The 21,528-nt window shown below is 54.2% G+C and carries 21 protein-coding genes and 1 riboswitch; of the genes, 13 read left to right on the top strand and 8 right to left on the bottom strand.

Going from position 1 to position 21,528, the window contains the following annotated elements:
• Nucleotides 1–47: 47 nt before the first annotated feature.
• The gene (locus tag J0A66_RS03855) at nt 48–1,772 is read right to left on the bottom strand and encodes a bifunctional protein-serine/threonine kinase/phosphatase (RefSeq protein WP_206572475.1); all 1,725 of its coding nucleotides are present in this window, start codon (nt 1,770–1,772) and stop codon (nt 48–50) included.
• Nucleotides 1,773–1,941: 169 nt separating this feature from the next.
• Between J0A66_RS03855 and J0A66_RS03860 the strand changes: the two genes are divergently transcribed.
• The 10 genes from J0A66_RS03860 to fabA all read left to right on the top strand — a co-directional run bounded on the left by J0A66_RS03860 (nt 1,942) and on the right by fabA (nt 10,540).
• Entirely contained in the window at nt 1,942–3,216 is a 1,275-nt protein-coding gene (locus J0A66_RS03860) for an MFS transporter (protein WP_206572476.1), read from the top strand.
• Nucleotides 3,217–3,460: 244 nt separating this feature from the next.
• Nucleotides 3,461–4,639, top strand: coding sequence for an alginate export family protein (locus J0A66_RS03865; RefSeq protein ID WP_206572477.1), 1,179 nt, complete (start codon nt 3,461–3,463; stop codon nt 4,637–4,639).
• Nucleotides 4,640–4,878: 239 nt separating this feature from the next.
• Nucleotides 4,879–6,357, top strand: coding sequence for a NarK family nitrate/nitrite MFS transporter (locus tag J0A66_RS03870; protein WP_206572478.1), 1,479 nt, complete (start codon nt 4,879–4,881; stop codon nt 6,355–6,357).
• Nucleotides 6,358–6,428: 71 nt separating this feature from the next.
• Nucleotides 6,429–6,579: riboswitch (molybdenum cofactor riboswitch) on the top strand.
• Nucleotides 6,573–7,541, top strand: a complete 969-nt coding sequence (moaA, locus tag J0A66_RS03875; protein ID WP_206572479.1) for a GTP 3',8-cyclase MoaA — start codon at nt 6,573–6,575, stop codon at nt 7,539–7,541. (Overlaps the previous riboswitch by 7 nt.)
• Before the next feature lies 1 nt (nt 7,542).
• Complete coding sequence (gene mobA / locus J0A66_RS03880; protein WP_206572480.1) at nt 7,543–8,079, top strand: molybdenum cofactor guanylyltransferase; 537 nt, start codon at nt 7,543–7,545, stop codon at nt 8,077–8,079.
• Nucleotides 8,080–8,098: 19 nt separating this feature from the next.
• A complete protein-coding gene (moaB, locus tag J0A66_RS03885; protein WP_206572481.1) occupies nt 8,099–8,638 on the top strand; it encodes a molybdenum cofactor biosynthesis protein B in 540 nt (179 codons plus the stop codon).
• Nucleotides 8,635–9,126 carry a cyclic pyranopterin monophosphate synthase MoaC gene (moaC, locus tag J0A66_RS03890; protein ID WP_206572482.1) on the top strand — a complete coding sequence of 164 codons (492 nt, stop codon included), beginning with the start codon at nt 8,635–8,637 and terminating at the stop codon, nt 9,124–9,126. The genes moaB and moaC overlap by 4 nt, the downstream gene beginning before the upstream one ends.
• Nucleotides 9,123–9,365 carry a MoaD/ThiS family protein gene (locus J0A66_RS03895; protein ID WP_206572483.1) on the top strand — a complete coding sequence of 81 codons (243 nt, stop codon included), beginning with the start codon at nt 9,123–9,125 and terminating at the stop codon, nt 9,363–9,365. Before moaC ends, J0A66_RS03895 begins: the two co-directional genes overlap by 4 nt.
• Nucleotides 9,366–9,830, top strand: a complete 465-nt coding sequence (gene moaE / locus J0A66_RS03900) for a molybdopterin synthase catalytic subunit MoaE (RefSeq protein ID WP_206572484.1) — start codon at nt 9,366–9,368, stop codon at nt 9,828–9,830.
• A 191-nt stretch (nt 9,831–10,021) separates the two neighbouring features.
• Entirely contained in the window at nt 10,022–10,540 is a 519-nt protein-coding gene (fabA, locus tag J0A66_RS03905; RefSeq protein ID WP_206572485.1) for a 3-hydroxyacyl-[acyl-carrier-protein] dehydratase FabA, read from the top strand.
• Nucleotides 10,541–10,600: 60 nt separating this feature from the next.
• On the opposite strand, the gene rmf is transcribed toward fabA, so the two are convergent.
• From rmf to rlmKL, 5 genes are all read right to left on the bottom strand, one after another.
• Complete coding sequence (gene rmf / locus J0A66_RS03910) at nt 10,601–10,777, bottom strand: ribosome modulation factor (protein WP_206572486.1); 177 nt, start codon at nt 10,775–10,777, stop codon at nt 10,601–10,603.
• Nucleotides 10,778–11,081: 304 nt separating this feature from the next.
• On the bottom strand, nt 11,082–12,764 hold the full coding sequence (locus J0A66_RS03915) for a DUF3466 family protein (RefSeq protein WP_206572487.1): 1,683 nt from the start codon (nt 12,762–12,764) through the stop codon (nt 11,082–11,084).
• 13 nt (nt 12,765–12,777) lie between these two features.
• Complete coding sequence (gene uup / locus J0A66_RS03920) at nt 12,778–14,688, bottom strand: ATP-binding cassette ATPase Uup (protein ID WP_206572488.1); 1,911 nt, start codon at nt 14,686–14,688, stop codon at nt 12,778–12,780.
• A complete protein-coding gene (locus J0A66_RS03925; protein ID WP_206572489.1) occupies nt 14,685–14,921 on the bottom strand; it encodes a glutaredoxin family protein in 237 nt (78 codons plus the stop codon). Before J0A66_RS03925 ends, uup begins: the two co-directional genes overlap by 4 nt.
• Entirely contained in the window at nt 14,911–17,016 is a 2,106-nt protein-coding gene (gene rlmKL, locus J0A66_RS03930; protein ID WP_206572490.1) for a bifunctional 23S rRNA (guanine(2069)-N(7))-methyltransferase RlmK/23S rRNA (guanine(2445)-N(2))-methyltransferase RlmL, read from the bottom strand. The genes J0A66_RS03925 and rlmKL overlap by 11 nt, the downstream gene beginning before the upstream one ends.
• 172 nt (nt 17,017–17,188) lie before the next feature.
• Here rlmKL and modA point away from each other — a divergent pair, with 172 nt between their 5' ends.
• From modA to modC, 3 genes are read left to right on the top strand one after another with little or no spacing between them, the layout of a single operon-like run.
• On the top strand, nt 17,189–17,971 hold the full coding sequence (gene modA, locus J0A66_RS03935; protein WP_338143867.1) for a molybdate ABC transporter substrate-binding protein: 783 nt from the start codon (nt 17,189–17,191) through the stop codon (nt 17,969–17,971).
• Nucleotides 17,971–18,666 carry a molybdate ABC transporter permease subunit gene (gene modB, locus J0A66_RS03940; RefSeq protein WP_206572492.1) on the top strand — a complete coding sequence of 232 codons (696 nt, stop codon included), beginning with the start codon at nt 17,971–17,973 and terminating at the stop codon, nt 18,664–18,666. The genes modA and modB overlap by 1 nt, the downstream gene beginning before the upstream one ends.
• Entirely contained in the window at nt 18,656–19,753 is a 1,098-nt protein-coding gene (gene modC, locus J0A66_RS03945; protein ID WP_206572493.1) for a molybdenum ABC transporter ATP-binding protein, read from the top strand. Before modB ends, modC begins: the two co-directional genes overlap by 11 nt.
• 17 nt (nt 19,754–19,770) lie before the next feature.
• Here modC and J0A66_RS03950 read toward each other — a convergent pair whose 3' ends face one another.
• Both J0A66_RS03950 and pyrD read right to left on the bottom strand, forming a co-directional pair.
• The gene (locus tag J0A66_RS03950; protein ID WP_206572494.1) at nt 19,771–20,298 is read right to left on the bottom strand and encodes a cell division protein ZapC domain-containing protein; all 528 of its coding nucleotides are present in this window, start codon (nt 20,296–20,298) and stop codon (nt 19,771–19,773) included.
• Nucleotides 20,299–20,427: 129 nt separating this feature from the next.
• Nucleotides 20,428–21,435: a quinone-dependent dihydroorotate dehydrogenase gene (gene pyrD, locus J0A66_RS03955; protein WP_206572832.1), complete on the bottom strand. Its 1,008-nt coding sequence runs from the start codon at nt 21,433–21,435 to the stop codon at nt 20,428–20,430.
• Nucleotides 21,436–21,528 lie beyond the last annotated feature (93 nt).

The raw sequence follows: 21,528 nt of genomic DNA on the forward strand, positions 1-21,528 counted from the left end.
GATATATTTCATATCACGCTGCCGGACGGAACAATGGGCCATTGTGGTTACTCAACCAGGCTGAACAGATAGATCACCACCAGCAAAGTCAGAAACCAAAAGCCGCTGAGCAGTTTCCAGAACATCAGTTTACCCGCCTCCCTGGGGGCAGGATCTTCCCTTAGCAGCTCCGGATTAGGCCGGTTCAGGTCGGCCATCAGCGCATCCACCGTATGATAGCGCTGAGTCAGATCGAAACTGACGCCTTTTTCCAGCGCCCGGTCAAACCAGATGGGAATAACGGGGTTATGAGACGCGGCCGGCACATATCGCAGACGGTCACAGTCTGCCGCGCCGTGGCAGTTTTCAATGGCCTCCCCATAAGGCAGATGGCCGGTGAAGAGTTCATAGCACAGGGTAGCCAGGCTGTAGACATCTCCCTGCAGGCCGGGGTTGTGACCATACAGATAGTTGGGGTCTGAATAGCTGGCGGTGCCCAGGGCATCCGCTTGTTCGATGGGCCGGTACAACTCGGCAATCCCCGCCACAAAGACCGAACCGAAATCCACCAGCGTCACATGATCCTGGTCATCCACCAGCACGTTGCCGGGTTTGAGGTCCTGATGCACCGCATCATTGCCGTGAAAGGCTTTAAGCCCTTCGGCTATCTGGCGGATGATTTTTATCTTACGCTTGGGTCCCGCATCGGCGTGCTGCAACCGCCACTTTTCCAGGTCCTGGCCCGGCACTTTTTCCATCAGATAGTACAGCGCCGTGCGGGGACGCTTAAGTGCGGCTATCCGCACAACATTAGGGTGGCGTATCCGGCTGCCGATCCACTGCTCCCGGATAAAGCCGTCGATATAATGTTCATCGTCATTGAAATTGGGCGAGGGGGTTTTCATTACCCACTGTTCGTTACTTTCAATGTCCTCAACTAGATAGAGTTGGCTGCGGTTGGAGGCATAGCACTCTTCCAGGATACGATAACCATCCAGTTGCATCCCGGCTTTAAGGGGCGGCGGGAATGGCAACCGTGTCAGCTCGGCATTGAACTCATCCACTTCCTGATGGGGCAGCGCCTTGATCCTGGCCAGCAGGCAACTGAGATTGTCCTGACTGCCGCTGGCCAGCGCCTGTTCCACCAGTTGCCGGCAAGTTTGCTCGGCTGACTGCTGCTGGCTTAGCAACTGGCTGAGTCCGTCATCTCCCAGTGGCTCATGGACTCCATCAGTGGTCAGCAAAAAAACATCTCCCACTTTGAGTTCCAGGCTGCCGTAATCCACATGCAGCAGATTATCCATGCCCAACGCCCTGGACAGGAAGGCGTGACCACTGCCCAGTTGAGCCAGATGATCTCGGGTTAACTGGCTCAGTTGTCCGGCCCGATACAAATACAACCTGCTGTCTCCCACATGGAAAAAATGCCCCTGTCGTCCCTTGAATACCAAAGCGGTAAAAGTCGTGAGATAGCCCTTGTGTTCGTCTGAGAATTGATGACTTTTCCTGAACAGGCGCAGATTGAGGGCGGACAATACCTGCTCGCCGCTGTGACTGACTGACCAGGTGTCCGGGGTCTGGAAATATTCCTGGGCAAAGCGTTCCACCGCAGTCCGGCTGGCCTCACCTCCGGCTTCCGCGGCAGAGACACCATCGGCCAGAGCCAGCACTGTGCCTTTGACCTGTTGCAGATATTCCTGTTCGGGCACGGCTATGCCCACGGCATCTTCATTTACCGCTTTGATACCGGCCTGACTGTTACTGCCCGTTTCCAGGCTGAGGCGTTGTGTCATTGTTCCCCCGCACGCTCTGTGCAGATTTAGCATGCTTTGGCATAAGGGGTAAACCACTAGGCGCTGTCAACAGGCGTCAGTTTGATACGAATCAAACCTTGCTACTGCAACGCTTGGGAATCCCCGATTCTGGGATACACTGGACAAAGGTTTATCTTCGGGTTGTATCATGCGTTGGATTTCGGACCGGGGCACTCTGGCCCTGGTGCTTGCCACTCTGACCTTTGCGGCTAACTTTTCGGTCTGGACCATGTATGCGGCCATGACCCGCCCCTTAACGGAAAGCCTGCATCTAAGCCTGACAGAACTGGGCCTGCTGCTGTCCACGCCGATGCTGACCGGGGCGCTGACCCGCATTCCGGCTGGCTTGCTGGCGGATCGTTTTTCCGTAAAAGGGCTCTGGGCGGGACAAATGCTGCTGACGTTGCCCCCCTTATGGCTTCTACAGATGGCCGACAGCTTCCAGGACTATTTGTTGCTGGGGCTGTGGCTGGGATTGTCCGGCAGTTCCTTCACCTTTGGTATCCGCTATGTCACTACCTTCTTTTCCCGACAGTTGCAGGGCACCAGCATGGGGATTTTCGGCGCAGGCAATGCGGGAGCGGCTATTAATCTGCTGTTGATCCCTTATCTGGTTGACTACGGCGACTGGCAACATATTGGTCCCCTGTATTGTATCGGCCTGGCGGCGGTGCTGGTGCTGTTCTGGTTTATTGCTCCGGCCAGCAGGGAAAGCGGCGACAGGATTGGCCATCAAGGCTGTATCACCCAACTGACCCAACAGCTGAGCCGCCTGCATATCTGGCGACTGGGGCTTTATTACTATTTCGTATTTGGTTCGTTTCTGGCCTTGCTGATGTGGCTTCCCCACTATTATATGAATGCCTATAAGCTCTCCACCCACCAGGCCATGGCCTTCACCCTGCTCTTTGTTGCCAGTTCCTCGTTGGTCAGGCCCTTAGGCGGCTGGCTGGCGGATCGCTTCGGAGGGAGGCGTATCAACTGGGCAGTGTTCTGGATCTGTCTGGTTTGCCTGTTCTTCCTTAGTTATCCGCCCACCACCATGACCATTCACGGCATCGACAAAGACGTTCATCTGCGCCTGGGCATCAACCTGTGGGTGTTTACCACGCTGCTGTTTGTTATCGGTATTGCACAGGGACTGGGGCGTGCCAGCGTCTATAAGCTGATCCAGGATCACTATCCCACTCAGATGGGATCTGCTGGCGGACTGGTCGCGGCTATGGGGGCCATGGGCGGCTGCACCCTACCCCTCTTGTTTGGTTGGCTGGTTGACTGGAGCGGCTTCTACAGTATCTGTTTTATGTTGCTGTATGGTGTGCTCGCTGCCTGCATGGTGGCCATGTATCTGGCTATCCAGGCTGAAAGGTTTCAGAAACGATTGCACCATGCCATGGAAGACAACTTTCTAGAACGGGATTAATCCTGCCCCGCCATTGACTCTGTGACATATTCAAAGGCTTCTTCTGCGCCATTTTTGCGTTGATTATTGTAACGTTATCAATAACCGCCAGCCTGTTTAAGAATGCACCAAAGCGGCATCCCATACCTCTTTTTTGCCGGCTCAGGCCCTTATAGGTACTGGGCTGCAGAGTTTGATTTATATCAAGAAAATGCCGCCTGATAATTCCCATAGTGAGGCCAGTTCAATCATCAAGGGAATCATTATGCAACGCTCCCCACTGACACTGGCCATGCTGGCCGCCTTTACTTTCTCGCCCCTCCAGGCCGCCGATAGCCTTTCTGATGCCATTGGTTCTGGAAAAGCGGCTGTGGATTTTCGTTACCGTCTGGAGATGGTCGATCAGGACGGTCTGGATGAACAGGCCTGGGCCAATACCCTGCGAAGCCGTTTCAATTATCAGAGCGCGCCTTATCGTCATCTGACCGCAACCCTGGAGCTGGACAATGTCAGCAGCCTCGGCGCCGAGCGCTATAACTCGACAGTCAATGGCAATACTGACCGCCCGGTGGTGGCGGATCCCACCGGTACCGAGCTGAACCAGGCTTACTTAAGTTATAAACAGGACAACTTAAGCCTGCACCTTGGGCGCCAACGCATCAACCTGGACGATCAGCGCTTCGTCGGTGGCGTGGGTTGGCGGCAGAATGAGCAAACTTATGATGGCTACCGGATTAGCTATCAGGCCAGTGACAGAGTAGGGCTGGACTACAGCTACCTGTTCAATGTGAACCGCATCTTTGGTGAGGACAGCGCTGGCAGCGATCTGCATGGCAATATCCATTTGCTGAATGCCTCGGGCCAAATTGCCGACGGACACAAGCTTACCGCCTTCGGCTACTGGATGGACTTTGATAACGCCGCCACCTTGTCAAATCAGACTCAGGGGCTGCGCTACCAGGGGCAGGTAGGAGTAGTGAGCATCACCGCCAGCCTCGCCTGGCAGCAGGAGTATGGCGACAATCCCCGCGATTATCAGGCCAGCTACAGCCTGGTGGAAATTGGCGGCAAACACTCGTCAGTTCGCTGGAAGCTGGGCCAGGAAGTACTCGGAGCAGATGAAAACGGATCCTTTATTACTCCTCTTGCCACCCTGCATAAATTTCAAGGCTTTGCCGACAAATTCCTCAGTACACCCGCTCAGGGTATTCAGGACAGGTATCTGGGGCTGGGCACCGATCTAGCCGGGGTAAAGGTTGATCTGACCTACCACAGCTTTGACAGTGATAGGCAAAACCTGGATTACGGCAGTGAATGGGATCTCAGTGCCGGCTATGCCCTGACATCCAAGCTGGGACTGCTGGTCAAAGGAGCCTGGTACGAGGCAGAGGAACTTGCCACCGATACCAGTAAGATCTGGCTGATGCTGAGCCTGAAAATTTGATTCTCCCTGCACCAGACTGACATTGCCTTGTGCCCTTGGAGCTCCGAGCGGTTTGATCATGACTCTCCGGTGCTCCAGCCCCGCCCGCTGCGGGGCTTTTTATTTCCCTCTACCCCTTTTGAGATAGTCCGCTTGAGCATTGGAGTTAGGCTGTATCGGACTTTGACCTGCATCAATCTTTTTAGCCACCAGGGGCACAGAATCAAACCAGATTCACTTTATCAATGGTGGAGATCCCCATGACACACGAGAAGTTCAAGCTGTTTTCCTTTAGCGGAAAGATGAAAGTCCTGCACCTGAGCTGGATGGCCTTTTTTATTACCTTTATGGTCTGGTTCAACTTTGCGCCGTTACTGCAGGCAGTAAAGGCGTCCCTGGGCCTGTCCACGGAAGAGATCAAAACGCTGCTGATCCTCAATGTGGCCCTGACCATCCCAGCCCGGGTGCTGATTGGCATGCTGACCGATAAATATGGTCCGCGACTGGTGTACTCAACCCTGCTGGCAGTCTGTGCTATCCCCTGCTTTATGTTTGCTCTGGCAGACAATTTTGTGCAGGCCGCCATTGCCCGTTTCTTGCTGGGCTTTATCGGCGCCGGCTTTGTTATAGGCATCCGTATGGTATCTGAATGGTTCCCACACCATGAACTGGGAACGGCTGAGGGTATTTACGGTGGCTGGGGCAACTTCGGCTCGGCCGCCGCCGCGTTTACCCTGCCCACTATCGCCATAGTGTTTGGCGGTGAGGACGGCTGGCGCTATGCCATTGGCCTGACAGGGGTCATCAGCCTGGTGTTTGCCTTTGTCTACTATAACAACGTATCCAACACTCCCAAAGGTTCCACCTACTTCAGGCCCAAAAACCTGGGGGCGATGGAGGTGACTTCGGTTCCTGACTTCTTCCTGTTGCTGGTGATGAAACTGCCCATGTATGCGGCCCTGGCCCTGCTGGCCTGGAAACTCTCCCCCGCCGGCATCGATATGCTGACCCAGACAGTGGTATACCTGATTTACGTGTCGTTGGCGGCCTTGTATCTGCTCGAAGTGTTCAAGGTCTGGGAGGTCAATAAAGATATATTCACCAAACCGGTGCCTGAGCTGCATCAATACCGCTTCAAGCAGGTGGCAGTGCTGGACATCCTCTATTTCACCAACTTCGGTTCAGAACTGGCTGTGGTCTCCATGCTGCCGTTGTTCTTTGCCGAAACCTTCAGCCTGGATCCGGTACTGGCGGGGTTGGTGGCCGGTGCTTACGCCTTTATGAACCTGATGTCGCGTCCGGCCGGTGGCTGGATATCCGACAAGTTTGGCCGCAAGTCCACCTTGCTGTTTCTCACCGCCGGGCTGGCTGCCGGATACTGGCTGATGGGCATGGTAGACGGCCAGTGGCCCCTTTGGCTGGCAGTCGTGGTGGCCATGGCCTGTTCCTTCTTCGTTCAATCTGGTGAAGGAGCGGTGTTTGCGGTGGTGCCCTTGATCAAACGCCGCCTGACCGGTCAGATCGCCGGCATGACGGGGGCCTATGGCAATGTGGGCGCGGTCACCTTCCTTACTGTGTTGTCCTTTGTGGACTACAGCACCTTCTTCTACGTGATTGCCGGCACCGCCATGCTCGGCTTCGTTACCCTGTTCTTTATGGACGAACCCAGGGGACAGATTGCCGAAGTGCGTGAGGACGGCAGCGTAGAGCTTATCGATGTCTCCCACTCAAAGGCATAGTGACTGCACTCCCATGGGGATAGTTCGTCTATCCCCTTTGGGGAATGGTTAACCTGCCGGGCTAATGTAGAGTATTGGATAGCTACCGAGCCTTTGCCGCTAAACCCATAGAGCTATGAATGGGCAGGCGGCCCTGGCCGCAAATCGCAACAAGGTTTGCCAGGGCTGACGGGGAAACCCTTCAGCCTCCCGATTTTGGAAAGGTTGAGGTACCGATGTTACAAGACAATTTCGGACGACGTTTTCACTATTTACGTCTGTCCATCACCGAAGTCTGCAACTTTCGCTGCACTTACTGCCTGCCGGAGGGTTACCAGTGTGACGGTGACCGGGATTTCCTCAGCCTGGAGGAAATCACCCATCTGGTTCAGGCCTTTGCAGCCCTGGGAACCAGCAAGATCCGCCTGACCGGCGGTGAGCCTTCACTGCGTAAAGATCTTAGCCAGATAATCGAGCGCTGCGCCGCCACCGACGGCATCCGCCAGGTGGCCTTAACCACTAACGGATTTAAGCTGCCACAGATGATCGACAGCTGGATAGACGCCGGCCTGACGAGACTGAATGTCAGCCTGGACAGCCTGGATCCCAGACAGTTTCAAGCCATTACAGGACATGACAAGCTCAGTACCGTGCTAAGCGGCATCGACAAGGCCCTATCCAGGCGGATCAGCGTCAAAGTCAACTCAGTGCTGCTTAAACCTTACTCAGAGGGCATGCTTAACCAGGCACTTAGCTGGCTGAAGGACAATCCTGTGACCCTGCGCCTGATTGAGCTGATGCAGACCGGGGACAACCAGGCATTTTTCAATGCCAACCATCTGAGTGGCCAGCCAATCAAGAACAGGCTGTTGGCCGAAGGCTGGATCCCGGTGGTTCGTGACAGAACTGCCGGCCCGGCCCAGGAATTTTCCCATCCGGGTTATGCCGGGCGTATCGGTCTGATTATGCCTTACAGCCGGAACTTTTGTACCAGTTGCAACCGGCTGCGGGTCTCTGCAAAAGGTAATCTGCATCTGTGCCTGTTTGCCGACAAAGGTCTGCCCCTGAAGCATCTTCTCAGCCAAGGACAGGGAGACGCCCTGCAGGCGCGACTCCGGTCATTACTGGCGGATAAGCAGGCCAGTCACTGGCTGGATAAAGGTTATACCGGTGCCACCCAGCAACTGGCGATGCTGGGAGGTTGAAATGTTAACCGGGCTGGTACTGGCTGGAGGAAAGTCCAGCCGTATGGGGCAGGATAAAGCCCTGCTTCCCTATCTGGGCGGTACCTTACTGGATCATGCCAGACAGCTCTTGCTCCAATGCGGCTGTGACACCGTCATGGTCAGTCGCAACCAGTTTGGTTTCATTCGGGATCTTGTTCCCGAGGCCGGTCCCCTTGGGGGGATCCACAGCGCCCTGGCCAGACTGAAATACTCAGATGAACTACTGATACTTCCCGTGGACATGCCTTTTATGCAACCCGGCATGCTGAATCTGCTGGTGCGCACCGGACGCAAACTGACCCTGCCCTGCCACTATGAAGAGTCACATCTGCCGCTGTACCTGCCAGTGAGCCAAAAGGTGGTAAGTTACCTGAACCGACTGTTGGGAAAAAAAGGACAGGGCTCAGTACATCAGATGCTGGGGTACCTTAACAGTCACTCATTACCCTGCCCCATGCCGGAGCAGCTCTGTAACCTCAATACTCCAACCGATTGGCAGCAGGCCATGACAGGTTGAGCCTTTTGTGGACACCATGATGAAAGATAAAGAAAAACTTAATTTCATACCGTTGAATATCGCGGTACTGACTATTTCAGGATACCGGGATAACAGCAATGACAGCGCCGGAGATTTTTTCCTCGAGGCTCTGCAGGCAGCGGGCCACAAGCCGTTGGAAAAGATCATCTGCAAGCCGGACAGGTACCGGCTGCGAGCGCAACTGAGCCACTGGATAGCCGATCCCCTGACGCAGGTAGTGCTGATTAGCGGCGGCACGGGATTTAACGCCGATGATTGTCTGCCGGAGGCGTTGACACCCTTGCTGGACAAACAGATTGAGGGTTTTGGTGAACTGTTCCGTCAGCTCTCCTATCAGGAGATCGGCAGTGCCGCCCTGCAATCCCGAGCCCTGGCCGGGCTGGCCAATCAGACCCTGATATTCGCCATGCCCGGTTCACCCAACGCCTGCAAACTAGCCTGGTATGCGCTGGTTCGTCCCCAGTTGGACAGACGCCAGGGCCCTTGCAACTTCGTACCCCACCTCGGTCAGGCACACGTTTGTGAGGCAGGCAGATGACTGGACTCACCCATCTGAATAAACGCGGCGAAGCCAACATGGTGGATGTGACAGACAAAGCTTGCAGCGGTCGTCTGGCCCGGGCCAGAGGATACGTCAGGATGCAGCCCGCTACTCTTGAGATGATAAGCCTTGGCCGGCATGCCAAGGGTGATGTGTTCGCCGTGGCAAGAATCGCCGGGATCCAGGCCGCCAAACGCTGTAGCGAGCTGATTCCTTTGTGTCATCCCCTGATGCTGTCAAAGGTTGAGGTGCAACTCACCGCAGAGCGTTCTGACAGCCGAATCCGCATCGACAGCCTGTGTAAGGTGTCGGCGCAGACAGGAGTGGAAATGGAAGCCCTGACGGCGGTTTCTGTGGCTGCCCTGACGTTATTTGATATGTGTAAGGCCGTTGACCCCGACATGGTCATCGATGGCATCAAGGTGTTGGAAAAAGAGGGTGGCAAAAGCGGCCACTGGTCAGCTGACGGAGAAACCAAAGTATGAAAGTACTGTTATTTGCCCAGCTACGAGAGTTACTCGGCTGCAGCGAACTGCAGATTGACGGCCCTTATCATCATGTTGCCGACTTGCGTCTGGCCTTACAGGAAAAGGGCACACTTTGGCAGGAATACCTGGCGCCGGGTAAGGCGCTGGTGGCGGTCAACCAGACCCTGGCGGACGATCGACATGGCCTGGGGCCCAATGATGAGGTGGCGTTTTTCCCACCGGTTACCGGAGGCTGAATGCACAAGGATTACATCCAGGTTCGAGTGGAGAACTTTTCCCTGGCCGAAGAGTACCTGCAGTTGTGTGCCGGAAACAGACAGGATGGGGCAGTAGTGACCTTTGTGGGACTGGTGCGGGATTTCAACCAAGATGCCACCGTCGAGTCCCTGTTTCTCGAACACTATCCTGCCATGACGGATAAGAGCCTGCGAGGCATCATTCAGGATGCCCGCCAGCGCTGGAATCTGGGTCGTATTCGTCTGATCCACAGAGTGGGGAATCTCACACTGGGCGACCAGATCGTCTTTGTGGGCGTCAGTGCCAGGCATCGGGGAGATGCCTTTTGTGCCTGCGAGTTTATTATGGACAACCTAAAAGCCCGGGCCCCTTTCTGGAAAAAGGAAGGTACCCCTTCAGGCGACCGGTGGGTTGAAGCCAGACAAACCGATCAGGATAAAGCCAGGTGGTGGGCAACCCGCTGAACACCTGCCGTACCTGTGTTCACAAAAGTATCATCCGGCGAAGGTTGCAAAAGAGTATGCTCTGTTATTGGGCTTAGGCCTGCAATCTGAAGGATTAACAGGCAGTTCTCGGATAAACCGACTGTTCAGAGTTGTTTAGCGTACGAGTGTTCGCTAAATTAGTTCGCTGATTTTAATAAACCAAGTGGATTATGACCTTAGACAAAAACAGTTTTAGTAAAGAAGACCTGCTGGCCTGCAGCCGCGGCGAACTCTTCGGACCGGGCAACAGCCAGTTGCCCGCACCGAATATGCTGATGATGGACAGAATTGTGAGTATTACCGAGGACGGCGGGGAGCACGGCAAGGGCCAGATCGTGGCTGAGCTGGATATCAGTCCTGACCTCTGGTTCTTCGACTGTCATTTCCCCGGCGACCCGGTTATGCCTGGCTGCCTGGGCCTGGATGCCATGTGGCAGTTGGTCGGTTTTTTCCTGGGTTGGTCCGGTGGCCCGGGCAAAGGTCGCGCTTTGGGCGTGGGTGAAGTGAAGTTTACCGGCCAGATACTGCCCACGGCCCAAAAGGTAACTTACCGGATTACCATGAAACGGGTTATCAAGCGTAAGCTGTTTATGGGGATGGCTGATGGAATAGTCGAGGTAGATGGTCGCCCCATATACGAGGCAAAGGATCTTAAAGTGGGTCTGTTTCAGGACACCAGCAACTTCTAATCGTTTTTACCGGCCCCAGACAGTCGAAAGCCCCTTTACTGGGGCTTTGTTGTTGATGATTTAGCGATTTGCCAGCCCGATACTTCGATCTTCCTGTGCGGCTCTCCATCCCCCTAGCCATTGAGAGCGAATGTCGGTGGACTGATAAGGACAATTTTCTTTGGAACGACCCGAGATGCCTGCTTGATAGCCCTTTGCGTGGGCCCGAGAGAGTTTATCTCTTTTTTGTCTTTTCATCTAAATACCTCATCCATAATGATTGAAGGCGTGATCTTGCGACCACCTATATGTGATAGAGGATTTAGTGAATTGGTTCAACGACACTTGGGAAAGTCAATAATTGACATTTTTTAACCAACTGAAATGGCGTTATATTTTCCTTACATCAATTTGTCATATTTATGCAATATTTTTCAGCCAATTGGAATAATCCAGTATTGGCAGGCTTTTCACTGTACCTGTAGGTATAGCCAAGAGAGTAAAAAATAAAAAAAGCAGGGAAGTTACCCGCCCTGCCTTGTCAGCCAAAGGTGTAAAAGTATCAGTTTTTGCGACGGATACCGGCAAATCCCAGTAAAGCCAGCATAAACCAGCCCAAACCAGCTCCCTGCCGCTCGGTTTTTGGTTCTTCAAGTTCGCAATTGTCTATTTCGCCCCCAGGGACAGGCACCAGTTTTACTGCGACTACTGCATCTTCCATAATCTGGTTACCCGCCTCATCCAGTATCGGCTCGCCGGTAATGTCAAGTCGCGCACGGGTGACCACTGCCGTGGCGGCAATCTCCCCCGCATTGTTAATGTCGTTGCCCTGCACCAGGGTATAGGGGCTGTTACAGGCCACCAGGTCATTCAGGTCCTGGAAGCTTTGCTCATTGTGGTCATAAATAAAGGCATGCCGACGACGGACCGAGTTACCGATAACAGTCTCCACTTCCCCCTCGCCCACTACCAGGCCGTTGTCATTGATGGCTCTGGCCACGCTGGCGGAACCGGGGAAAAAGTCGGCAGGAAATGTCAGGCTTTGTTCATCAAAATCATAGACATAGAATTTGCTGCGCCGATAACCGTTGATTGTCTTGGTGGCATGGCCTACCACTTGGTTGTGATTATTGATGCCAAGGGCAGTACTGCCAATGTATTCCTGATCGTCAATAAAACCACTGACCTGGTCCTCACCATGAAAAACCGCTGCAAAAGAAGTGACGGAATCCGTGTCCCGGTATCTGTGACTGGCCTGACCTACTGCCACGCCTTGGTCGTTAATATCCAACGCATAAGATCCATACAGGTTGGTGTCGTCGCTGGCCGGTTCAAACAACAGACCAAAAGTACGAGTTTCGAGTATATTACCTTCGCTGTCCAGCGCCCAAATAGCTGCGCGACTCTTGTAAAAAGAGTCCAGACTGGCGTTCCCGGTAAGATTAGTGACGGCGTTGTTTTTGCAAACCTCTTCGGGAATATCTCCGCGGATTTCTTCATCTTCACAACGTTCAACCGCGTCTTCCACTGTGGTGCCGGCTTCGATGGTCATAAAGCCCGCCACCAGCAGATTATCTGAAATGGCCCTTGCATCACTGCGTCCACCCAGTGAACTGTCAGTGGGCTCAAGTTCCACCACCTGGTTGTCCAGTTTGACAAAGCCACGCCGGCTGAAGTCCCTGACTACAAAGGTAATATTATCCTCAGCCTCGTTCACATAGTCTATTTTGCGGTATGGTGCGCTGGCTGAGCCTACAGAAATACCGTTAGCATTCACGTCAAACAGGTAAAGATCTGTACTCCCTGTTAATTCACCCAGACTCGGCTCGACTACATCGAAAGCCACCACAGGATCGCTGCCCTGGCTATCGGCCAGATGTCCCTCATAATTGCCAATCTTCTGGAAAAGGGGATTGTTACGCAGGCTGTCGCTTTTCAGATAGTTATAAATAATGGCCAGATCAGTACTGCTGATATTGCCGTTCATCACCGCTTCCGGATCATCCAATAGCCCTTGCAGGGTCTCATTCTCTTCCAGATTCAGTAGCTCCAAATCGATGACTGGATTAAAGGGACTCTGCACCGTGACAGCCACCTGACCTTGTTCACTGATGGCATTGGCATAGCTATAGACCCCCTCGTCCTTGGAACCCAGTTCCACCACCTGATAGGTGGCCGCCGTCAGACCGGAGACAAATAGGGAGAGGCTGAGGGTGGAGAGTGGAAGTAACCTTGTTGTTATCATTGGATATCCTGTTTTACTGCTCGGTCATGCTGTCTAGTTCTTCCCACCTGGCAAAAGCCTGCTCCAGCTCTTCCTGTGTGTGGGCAAGCTGTTCCAGCATAGCGGTGGTTTGTTTGGCTTCCTGTTTGAAAAAGTCCGGACCGTTCACGACTTCTTCCAGGGCCGAGATCTTCTGCTCCAGTGCTTCGATCTTGGCGGGTAGCTCATCAAGCTCCAGTTGCAGCTTGTATGATAGCTTCTTCGCCTTACGCAAAGAAGCTTTGCCGGTTTGACTTTGCCCTGCAGATTTAGTTTCCGTTACACGGGCTTTTTCTTGTTCACTTTGACGCTGACCGTACCAGGCCTGGATATCGGCATAGCCGCCGACAAATTCACGTATCTTGCCCTGGCCTTCGAAGTACAGGCTGGAAGTCACCACGTTGTCGACAAACTCCCGGTCATGGCTAACCAGGATGACCGTTCCCGGGTATTGGGTAAGGGTTTCTTCCAGCAATTCCAGGGTTTCAACATCCAGGTCGTTGGTGGGTTCGTCGAGGATCAACAGGTTGCTTGGCTTGGCCAGCAACTTGGCGAGTAGCAGGCGGTTACGCTCACCTCCTGACAAGGAGTGCACCGGTGCCAGAATTCTGTCCGGCGTAAACAGATAGTCTTGCAAGTAACTGATGGCATGGCGGGTGCGTCCGTTGATGGTAATGTCTTTCTTGCCATCGGCCACCGCATCGATCACTGTGCTGTCTGGATCCAGCGCCTGACGGTGCTGATCGAAATAGGCCAGTTCCAGGTTGGTGCCGCGGCGGACTGTTCCGGCATCAGGAGTGAGATCACCAAGCAGGAGTTTGATCAGCGTGCTTTTACCACAGCCATTGGGCCCGATAAGCGCCAGCTTGTCACCGCGAAAAACGCTGAGATCGAGCCCCTGCACTATCTGTTGGTCACCGATACGGTAATCAAGCCCTTGGGTCTCAAACACCATCTTACCGGAAGACTGGCTGTCGGCCAGACTGACTCTGGCGGAGCCCTGTCTGCTTTGACGCTGGGCCCGTTCCTGGCGCAGCGCTTTCAGTGCTCTGACCCTGCCTTCATTACGGGTGCGTCTGGCCTTGATACCTTGCCTGATCCAGGTCTCCTCTTCTGATAACCGCTTGTCAAAAAGGGCATTCTGGGTTTCCTCAACCAGGAGATCTTCGGCTTTTTTTTGCAGATACGTTGCGTAGTTTCCGGGATAGCTGGTCAACTGGCCGCGATCCAGATCAAGAATGCGGGTGGCGATATGGCGGATAAAAGCCCGATCATGGCTGACAAACACCACCGTACCCTTAAAATCCAGCAGGACGTTTTCCAGCCACTGTATACTTTGTATGTCGAGGTGGTTGGTGGGTTCGTCCAGCAGCAGAATATCCGGATCACTGACCAATGCCTTGGCCAGCGCCGCCTTGCGTCGCCAGCCGCCGGACAGGGAGGCCAGTGAATCATTGGCCGGCAATTCCAGATGCTGCAGTACCTGCTCAATCCGCTGTTCCAACCGCCAGGCATCCAGGTGCTCAAGCTCTGATTGCAGGCGCTCGAGCTTTTTCAGATTTGCTTCGCTGGGGTCTCTTTCCACCTCGGCTATCTGATGGGCATAGGCCTTTAGCAATTCGCCGGACTCGGCCAGCCCTTCGGCGACAAAATCGAAAATGGACTGCTCATGCTGCATGGGCGGGTCCTGCTCTAGGCGGGCAATGACAATACCGCCACTTAACAGGCGCTGGCCGTCATCCAGTTGCGACTCACCGGCTATCACTTTAAGCAGAGTGGATTTGCCACAGCCGTTACGGCCAACCAGACACAGACGTTCATTGGACTGGATCACCAGTTCGGCTTTATCCAGCAGTTTATGGGTGCCAAATGCCAGTTGGGCATTTTTCAGTTGCAACAGGCTCAAGATAAAAACTCGTTCAGGCTCTGGGCATCAAAAGGCCAGTACAGTTCTCTGCCCTGACTGTCTTTGAGTACCGGAATAGAAAACTTGTACTGTTCAAACAGGCTATTGTCATAGGCGATATCCACCTTTTCCAATCGGCCTAGCTTGTCTGGCGCGGATTGCTTAAACAGCTCAAACGCCTCTTCGCATAGATGGCAGCCTTCGGTGCCATACAAAATCCAATTAGTCTGCATGGGTAATCACCCAGCAATGATGGATTTTGGGGTTGCGTTTGAAATCCTCAGGCAGGGTCTGGCTGCTGATATTTTCAGCCTTCAGATGCAGCGCAGCCATTCCGTCTTCATCCAGTTTGAACTGGCGAAGGTTGTTTGAGAACAGAATGCGTCCGCCTCTTCTCAGGCAGACTTTTGCATCGGCCAGCAGGGCAATATGATCCCGCTGGACATCCCAGGTTCCTTCCATGCGCTTGGAATTGGAAAATGACGGCGGATCGATAAACATCAGATCATATTTTCCCGAATGTCCTTTGAGCCACTCCAGGCAATTGTCCTGCACAAAGCGGTACTGGTAGGGGTTGTTCAGGTCATTCAGGTCAAAATTGCGTTTGGCCCATTCCAGATAGGTCTTGGACATATCCACTGTGGTCACCGATTTGGCACCGCCCAGGGCGGCATGAACCGAAACCGTGCCGGTATAGGCAAACAGATTCAGCACCTCCGCGCCCTTCGCCCACTGCCGGACCATCTGGCGGGTCTTACGGTGATCGAGAAACAGCCCCGTATCCAGATAGTCCTTCAGGTTGACCCAGAAACGGGCGCCGTTTTCGTATACCTCCAGGTATTCTCTCTGTGTGGAGAGTTTCTCGTACTGATCTTTACCCTTCTGCTGCTGCCGTACCTTAAGGATAACCTTGTCATGCTCGACACCCAGCACGGCAGGAATATGCATCAGCGCCTCCATCAGGCGCTTGCGGGTTTTACTTTCAGGAATATTTTTAGGCGCAGCGTATTCCTGCACCACCACCCAGTCGGCATAACGATCCACGGCCAGGTTGTACTCGGGCAAATCGGCGTCATACAAACGGTAACAGTCACTGTCCAGATCCCTAATCCAGCTCTTGAGCTTGACCAGATTCTTGGCCAGGCGATTGGCAAAATCCTGTCCGGCTGCCGTTTGCTGGCGGATTTCACAATTTTTCTCATCCATGGAAAAGTTGACCAACTGACATTCGAGCTTGCCGTTCATCAACTTATAGTCCTTACCGGCCATCAGTTTCATCTGCCTGAGCAGATCACGGTTGGACGTCAGGATAGACAGCTGCCAGCCGGCGAAATGCCGTTTGAGCTGTTCTCCCCAGGCGCTGAACAGCGGCAGAAGCTGCGTCAGTTCGCCCAGCCGCTCCCCATAGGGTGGGTTGGTGACCAGATAACCCGGTCCGGCGGGGCATTGCCAGGCACAGGCATCCTCGCTGGAAAATTCAATATACTGCTGTACACCTGCAGTTGAGGCATTTTGTCTGGCAAGGCTGACCATGACCGGATCGATATCATTGGCATAAAAGCGCTCAACGGGTTCGCACATCGCCTGACGGGCTTCATCAACAAGCCGCTGCCAGAGCTCAGGTTGGTGCTTTTTCCAGCCGTGGAAGCCCCAGTTTAACCGGTTCAAAGCTGGCGCCTGATTGCTGGCCATCATGACTGCTTCGATAACGATAGTGCCGGCGCCGCACATGGGGTCGGCCAGCACCTTGTCCCTATTTACTGTCCAGCCACTGCGATAGAGCATGGCCGCGGCAATATGTTCCTTGACGGGTGCGCTTCCGGCCCTGAGCCGGTAGTGACGCTGATGCAGACTGCCCCCGCTCAAATCCAGGTAGATGCCCAGTTTGTCGCGCCATAACCGGCACTGTATACGAATATCGGGGCTGTCTTTACTGACATTGGGCCGGCGTTCAAACAATTCCTGGAACTGATCGACTATGGCATCTTTAACCTTGAGCGCCCCAAACTGGCTGTTGTTGATGGCTTTGCTGGTACCGATGAAATCCACCACAAAACTGTCGGTCACTGCAAACTGTGCAGACCAGTTGACTTTAGACGCCAGGGCATAAAGCTGCTCCGCATCCTGACATTCCCCTTCGGCCAGGGTCACCAGTACCCGGTTAGCCAGCCTGGACCACAGACACAGGCGATATGCATGGCTTAACTCGCCGTCAAACAACACCTGGCCGGGTTTGGTTCTAAGCTGCAGATCCGGGCAGAGTCTGGCGATTTCCTGCATCAGCAAATCATCCAGTCCCTTGGAGGTGGTGACGACAAATGAATACATGAAGGCCCTGAGTAAAATGAAAGGCCGGAATTATAAGGGAAACTAAGCCATTTGTATGGATCAATTTATGCCTTTGCCCAGAAAGCACTACCCAATCAGGAAGACTTGTTCTTTCCCTGCACTTGTCGCAGGATAACTGACTGGAAAGATTCAAGGTTTCTGACAATTGCCCGTGACCAATTTGTTGCCTCTGCCGCGCCTGGCAGCCCTGATATTGCTGTTGTTTGCCCGACCTCTGCTGGCCGGCCAGACTCAGGTTGCCGTGGCAGCCAATTTCAGCCAGACCATGCAACGTATTGTTGAGGATTTCCAGCAGCAATCCGGCCATCGGGTCGGGCTGTCATTTGGATCCTCCGGAAAGTTCTATGCGCAAATAAGACAGGGGGCCCCATTTGAAGTATTGCTGTCTGCCGACAGCGAAAAGCCGGCAGCACTGGAGAAGGCGGGACTGACGGTAAACGGACAACGCTTCACCTATGCCATGGGTACCCTTGCCCTTTGGTCTGCGCTGGACAATATCTCCGTACAAGGAGCTGACATACTGTCCGGGGGCGACTTCAACCGACTGGCTCTGGCCAACCCGAGGCTGGCCCCCTACGGCCTTGCCGCAATGCAGGTGCTGGACACACTGAAACTAACGCAGCTTACCCGCCATAAATGGGTGTTGGGTGAAAATATTGGCCAGACCTATCAGTTTGTCGCCACGGGAAATGCTGAGTTGGGTTTTGTGGCCCTGTCGCAATTGCTTGCCCGGAATATTCCCTCCGATCAGTACTGGCAAATCCCTGCAACACTTCATCAACCCATCCGGCAGGATGCCGTACTGCTCAGCACAGGACGAAACAATCCCGCCGCCATCCAATTGCTGGCGTTTTTGCAGGGCGAGAAGGCGCGCAGGACTATCCGGGAGCATGGCTATACCCTGCCTCCGGAGAAACCGGCAGTGCAACCCTGATGCTGTTAACCGATCAGGACTGGCAGGCTATTCGGCTGACCCTGCATCTGGCTTCAGTGGTCACCCTGTTGTTACTGCTGATGGTCACCCCCCTGGCCTGGTGGCTGGCACAGACTCAGTCCCGTCTGAAAGCACCGGTCAGCGCTCTGGTCGCCATGCCGCTGGTACTGCCGCCAACGGTGATCGGTTTTTACCTGTTGATCGCCATGGGGCCGGATGGATGGCTGGGTCAGGTTACCCAGGCTTTGGGTCTGGGATTGTTGCCTTTTACGTTTGAAGGACTGGTTGTCGCCTCGCTGGTCTATTCCCTGCCCTTTGTCGTCCAACCAATCCAGAATGCCTTTGAGTCCATGGGACAACGTCCCCTTGAGGTGGCAGCCACCTTGCGCGCCGGTCCCTGGGACCGATTCTTCACCATTGCCCTGCCCCAGGCCAGACGTGGTTTTTTCAGCGCTGCGGTACTGGGTTTTGCCCACACCATCGGTGAGTTTGGTGTGGTGTTGATGATAGGCGGAAATATCGCCGGAGAAACGCGCGTGGTCTCAGTACAGCTCTACGACCATGTGGAAGCACTGCAGTACGAACAGGCTCACTGGCTGGCCGGTGTGATGCTGGTGCTATGTTTTACTCTGTTACTGGGCTTGTCGCTGGTCCAGAAACGTGCCGGCTGGTCGGGAATGAAATATGGTGCCTGAATCCAACGCCGATCAGATGCGTATCCATATCCGACTCGACTTCGCCGAAGACGGCTTTTCCCTCTGCCTGGATACCCGCCTTCCCCTGAAGGGGGTAACGGCCATATTTGGACGATCCGGTTCGGGCAAGACCAGCCTGTTGCGCTGCCTGGCCGGCCTGGAAACGCGCTGTCAGGGCAGTATTTATCTTGGTGATCAATGCTGGCAGGCAAAGGGATACCGTTTACCCACTCATAAGCGCCCCCTGGGCTATGTCTTCCAGGAAGCCAGCTTGTTTGAACATCTCAGTGTACGGGGCAATCTTGACTATGCACGTAAAAGAGCCTGGCAGCAGGTGACGGATGAAGAATACCACCACATTCTGGACCTGATGGGCATCGAGCCGCTGTTACAGCGCCGCTCTTACCAACTGTCCGGCGGTGAGCGCCAGCGGGTGGCCATTGCCCGGGCCCTTTTGATCAAACCATCATTGTTATTGATGGACGAACCCCTGGCCGCTCTGGATCAGGCCCGCAAGCAGGAAATTCTGCCCTATCTCGAGCAACTCAAAGCCAACGCTCTGTTACCCATCCTCTACGTCAGTCACGCCCTGGAGGAAGTCAGCCGCCTTGCCGACACTCTGCTGGTACTGGAGAGCGGGCAACTCAAGGCACAGGGCGCAGCCGGCGCATTGCTGGCCAGCCTCGATTGTCCTTTACCCACTGGTGAAGAGCCGGGGGTTCTGCTTGAAGGCAGCATCGTCGAACGTGACCAGCAGTGGAACTTAGTCAAAATAGCGTTTGATGGCGGGGAATTGTGGCTCAGCCAATCTGAAAGCTGGCATTCAGGGCCAATGCGGGTGAGAATCCTGGCCCGGGACGTCAGCCTGACGCTGGCCGAGCACCAGGACAGCAGCATACTCAACCGCCTGCCTGGGGTGGTCAGGGCCCTGCAAAAAGAATCCGATGGGGCCATGATACTGGTCCGTCTGTCGGTGGGAAACACGGCATTACTGGCAAGAATCAGCCGACGCTCGGCGGTGCACCTGGGGTTGTGTGAGGGAAAATCGGTGTGGGTGCAGATTAAGTCGGCCGCCCTTGTGCGCTAGCTAATCTGCAGGCCAGCTCAGGCTCGTTTCAGGCGTTCCTGTTGCTCCACACAGGGTAGCAGACAATCGGGAACCACCCGAATCAATTCAAACTGCTTTAAGTGTTTGCCGTTACCCAGCTCAAACCTGGGCTCCAGATTCATACACAGGCAACTGCTTCTTACATCTTCCACCACCCATACCCTGGCCTGCTGTTCAGCAGAGCTCAGCCAGGCGACCTGGTGATGGTAACCAGCGTCCCCATGGCGGCTGAAAAACCAGCTCTTGGGCATAATGGGTTTATGAAAACGCTGCACGGCACACACATTCAGCGCCAGTTGGGTTTTCTGTGCATCATTGAGCCTCAGAGTCGATTTCTCCAACTGGGTACCGACCAGGCTGTAGATTTCCAGGTCCTGCAGATCGAAGGCTTCCTCGGACTCGGGTACCCTGCCCAGCACTTTGCTGCGATAGGGAGTGACAAACAGCATCTCGCCCATGACCAGAGCCAGGGACTGTTGTTGAGTGTCGAAATACCAGCGCCAAGAGCCATCCGGCTGCAACATGAAATCCTCGCGTATAAACAGTGGCTGAAGCAAGCTTATGCTACTCTGCCAGACTCATTAACACTATATTAAGCTACTCTTTTTATTAATAATTTATACGCATACCGGCGAAGGATCCGGCCAGGATCATTATAAGGCCTCAACGATCTCCCGGATCAGTTTTGGCCCTTGGTAGATCAATGACGAGTAAATCTGGATCAGCGGTGATCCGGCAGCGATCCTGGCTTTAGCCGTCACGGCTGAGTCGATGCCCCCCACCCCAACAATCGGCATGGCCCCGTCCAGGGCCTTGCTGAGTTTCTGTGTCACCAACAGGCTGGCCTGGGTCAGGGGAGAGCCGCTCAGACCGCCGGCTTCCTCGGCATGAGGCTGGCCTGTGACTTTGCTGCGATCCAAGGTGGTATTTGTGGCGATCACCCCATCCATTCCGGCTTGGGTTAGGGAACGGGCAATATCGACAATTTCCTCGTCTTTCAGATCCGGCGCGATCTTGACCAGAATCGGCACATAGCGGCCATGCTGATCGCTCAGTCGTTGTTGCGCCTGTTTAAGTCCACGTAACAACGAATCCAACGCCTCACCGTACTGCAGATTACGCAGGCCCGGCGTATTGGGCGAAGAGATATTAATGGTCACATAACCGGCGTGCGCATAAACCTTGTCCAGGCAAATCAGGTAGTCGTCCAGTGCGTTTTCTTCGGCCGTTGTTTTGTTCTTACCGATGTTAATGCCAAGCACGCCCTGATACTCAGCGTCTCTCACCCGCTCCACCAGGTAGTCCACCCCTTTATTGTTAAACCCCATGCGATTGATGATGGCGGCTGACTCAGGTAGACGAAACAGCCTGGGTTTTTCGTTGCCAGGCTGGGGTCTGGGGGTCACAGTACCCACTTCAATAAAACCGAATCCCATGGCGGCGAAGGCATCAATACACTCGCCATTCTTGTCAAGACCGGCCGCCAGCCCCAATGGATTCTTAAACCTCAGCCCGAATATTTCCACCGGCTTGTCCGGCAGGCTCTGGGCATAGAGTCTTTTAAGCAGGTTGTGCTGACTGGCCTGCAGGAATTTCAGACTCAGATCATGGGAACGTTCGGCGTCCAGACTGAACAACAGATTTCGTAATACTGAATACATGGATCCCTCTTTAATGGCTGCAATTTCGCCTCCTACTGACTGCGGCATAGCGTACTTCATGTACATCGCCGCTCCATGGCATCCGTGCCACCG

Origin of the sequence: Bowmanella dokdonensis, assembly GCF_017254865.1 — a bacterium.
Classification (GTDB): domain Bacteria; phylum Pseudomonadota; class Gammaproteobacteria; order Enterobacterales; family Alteromonadaceae; genus Bowmanella; species Bowmanella dokdonensis.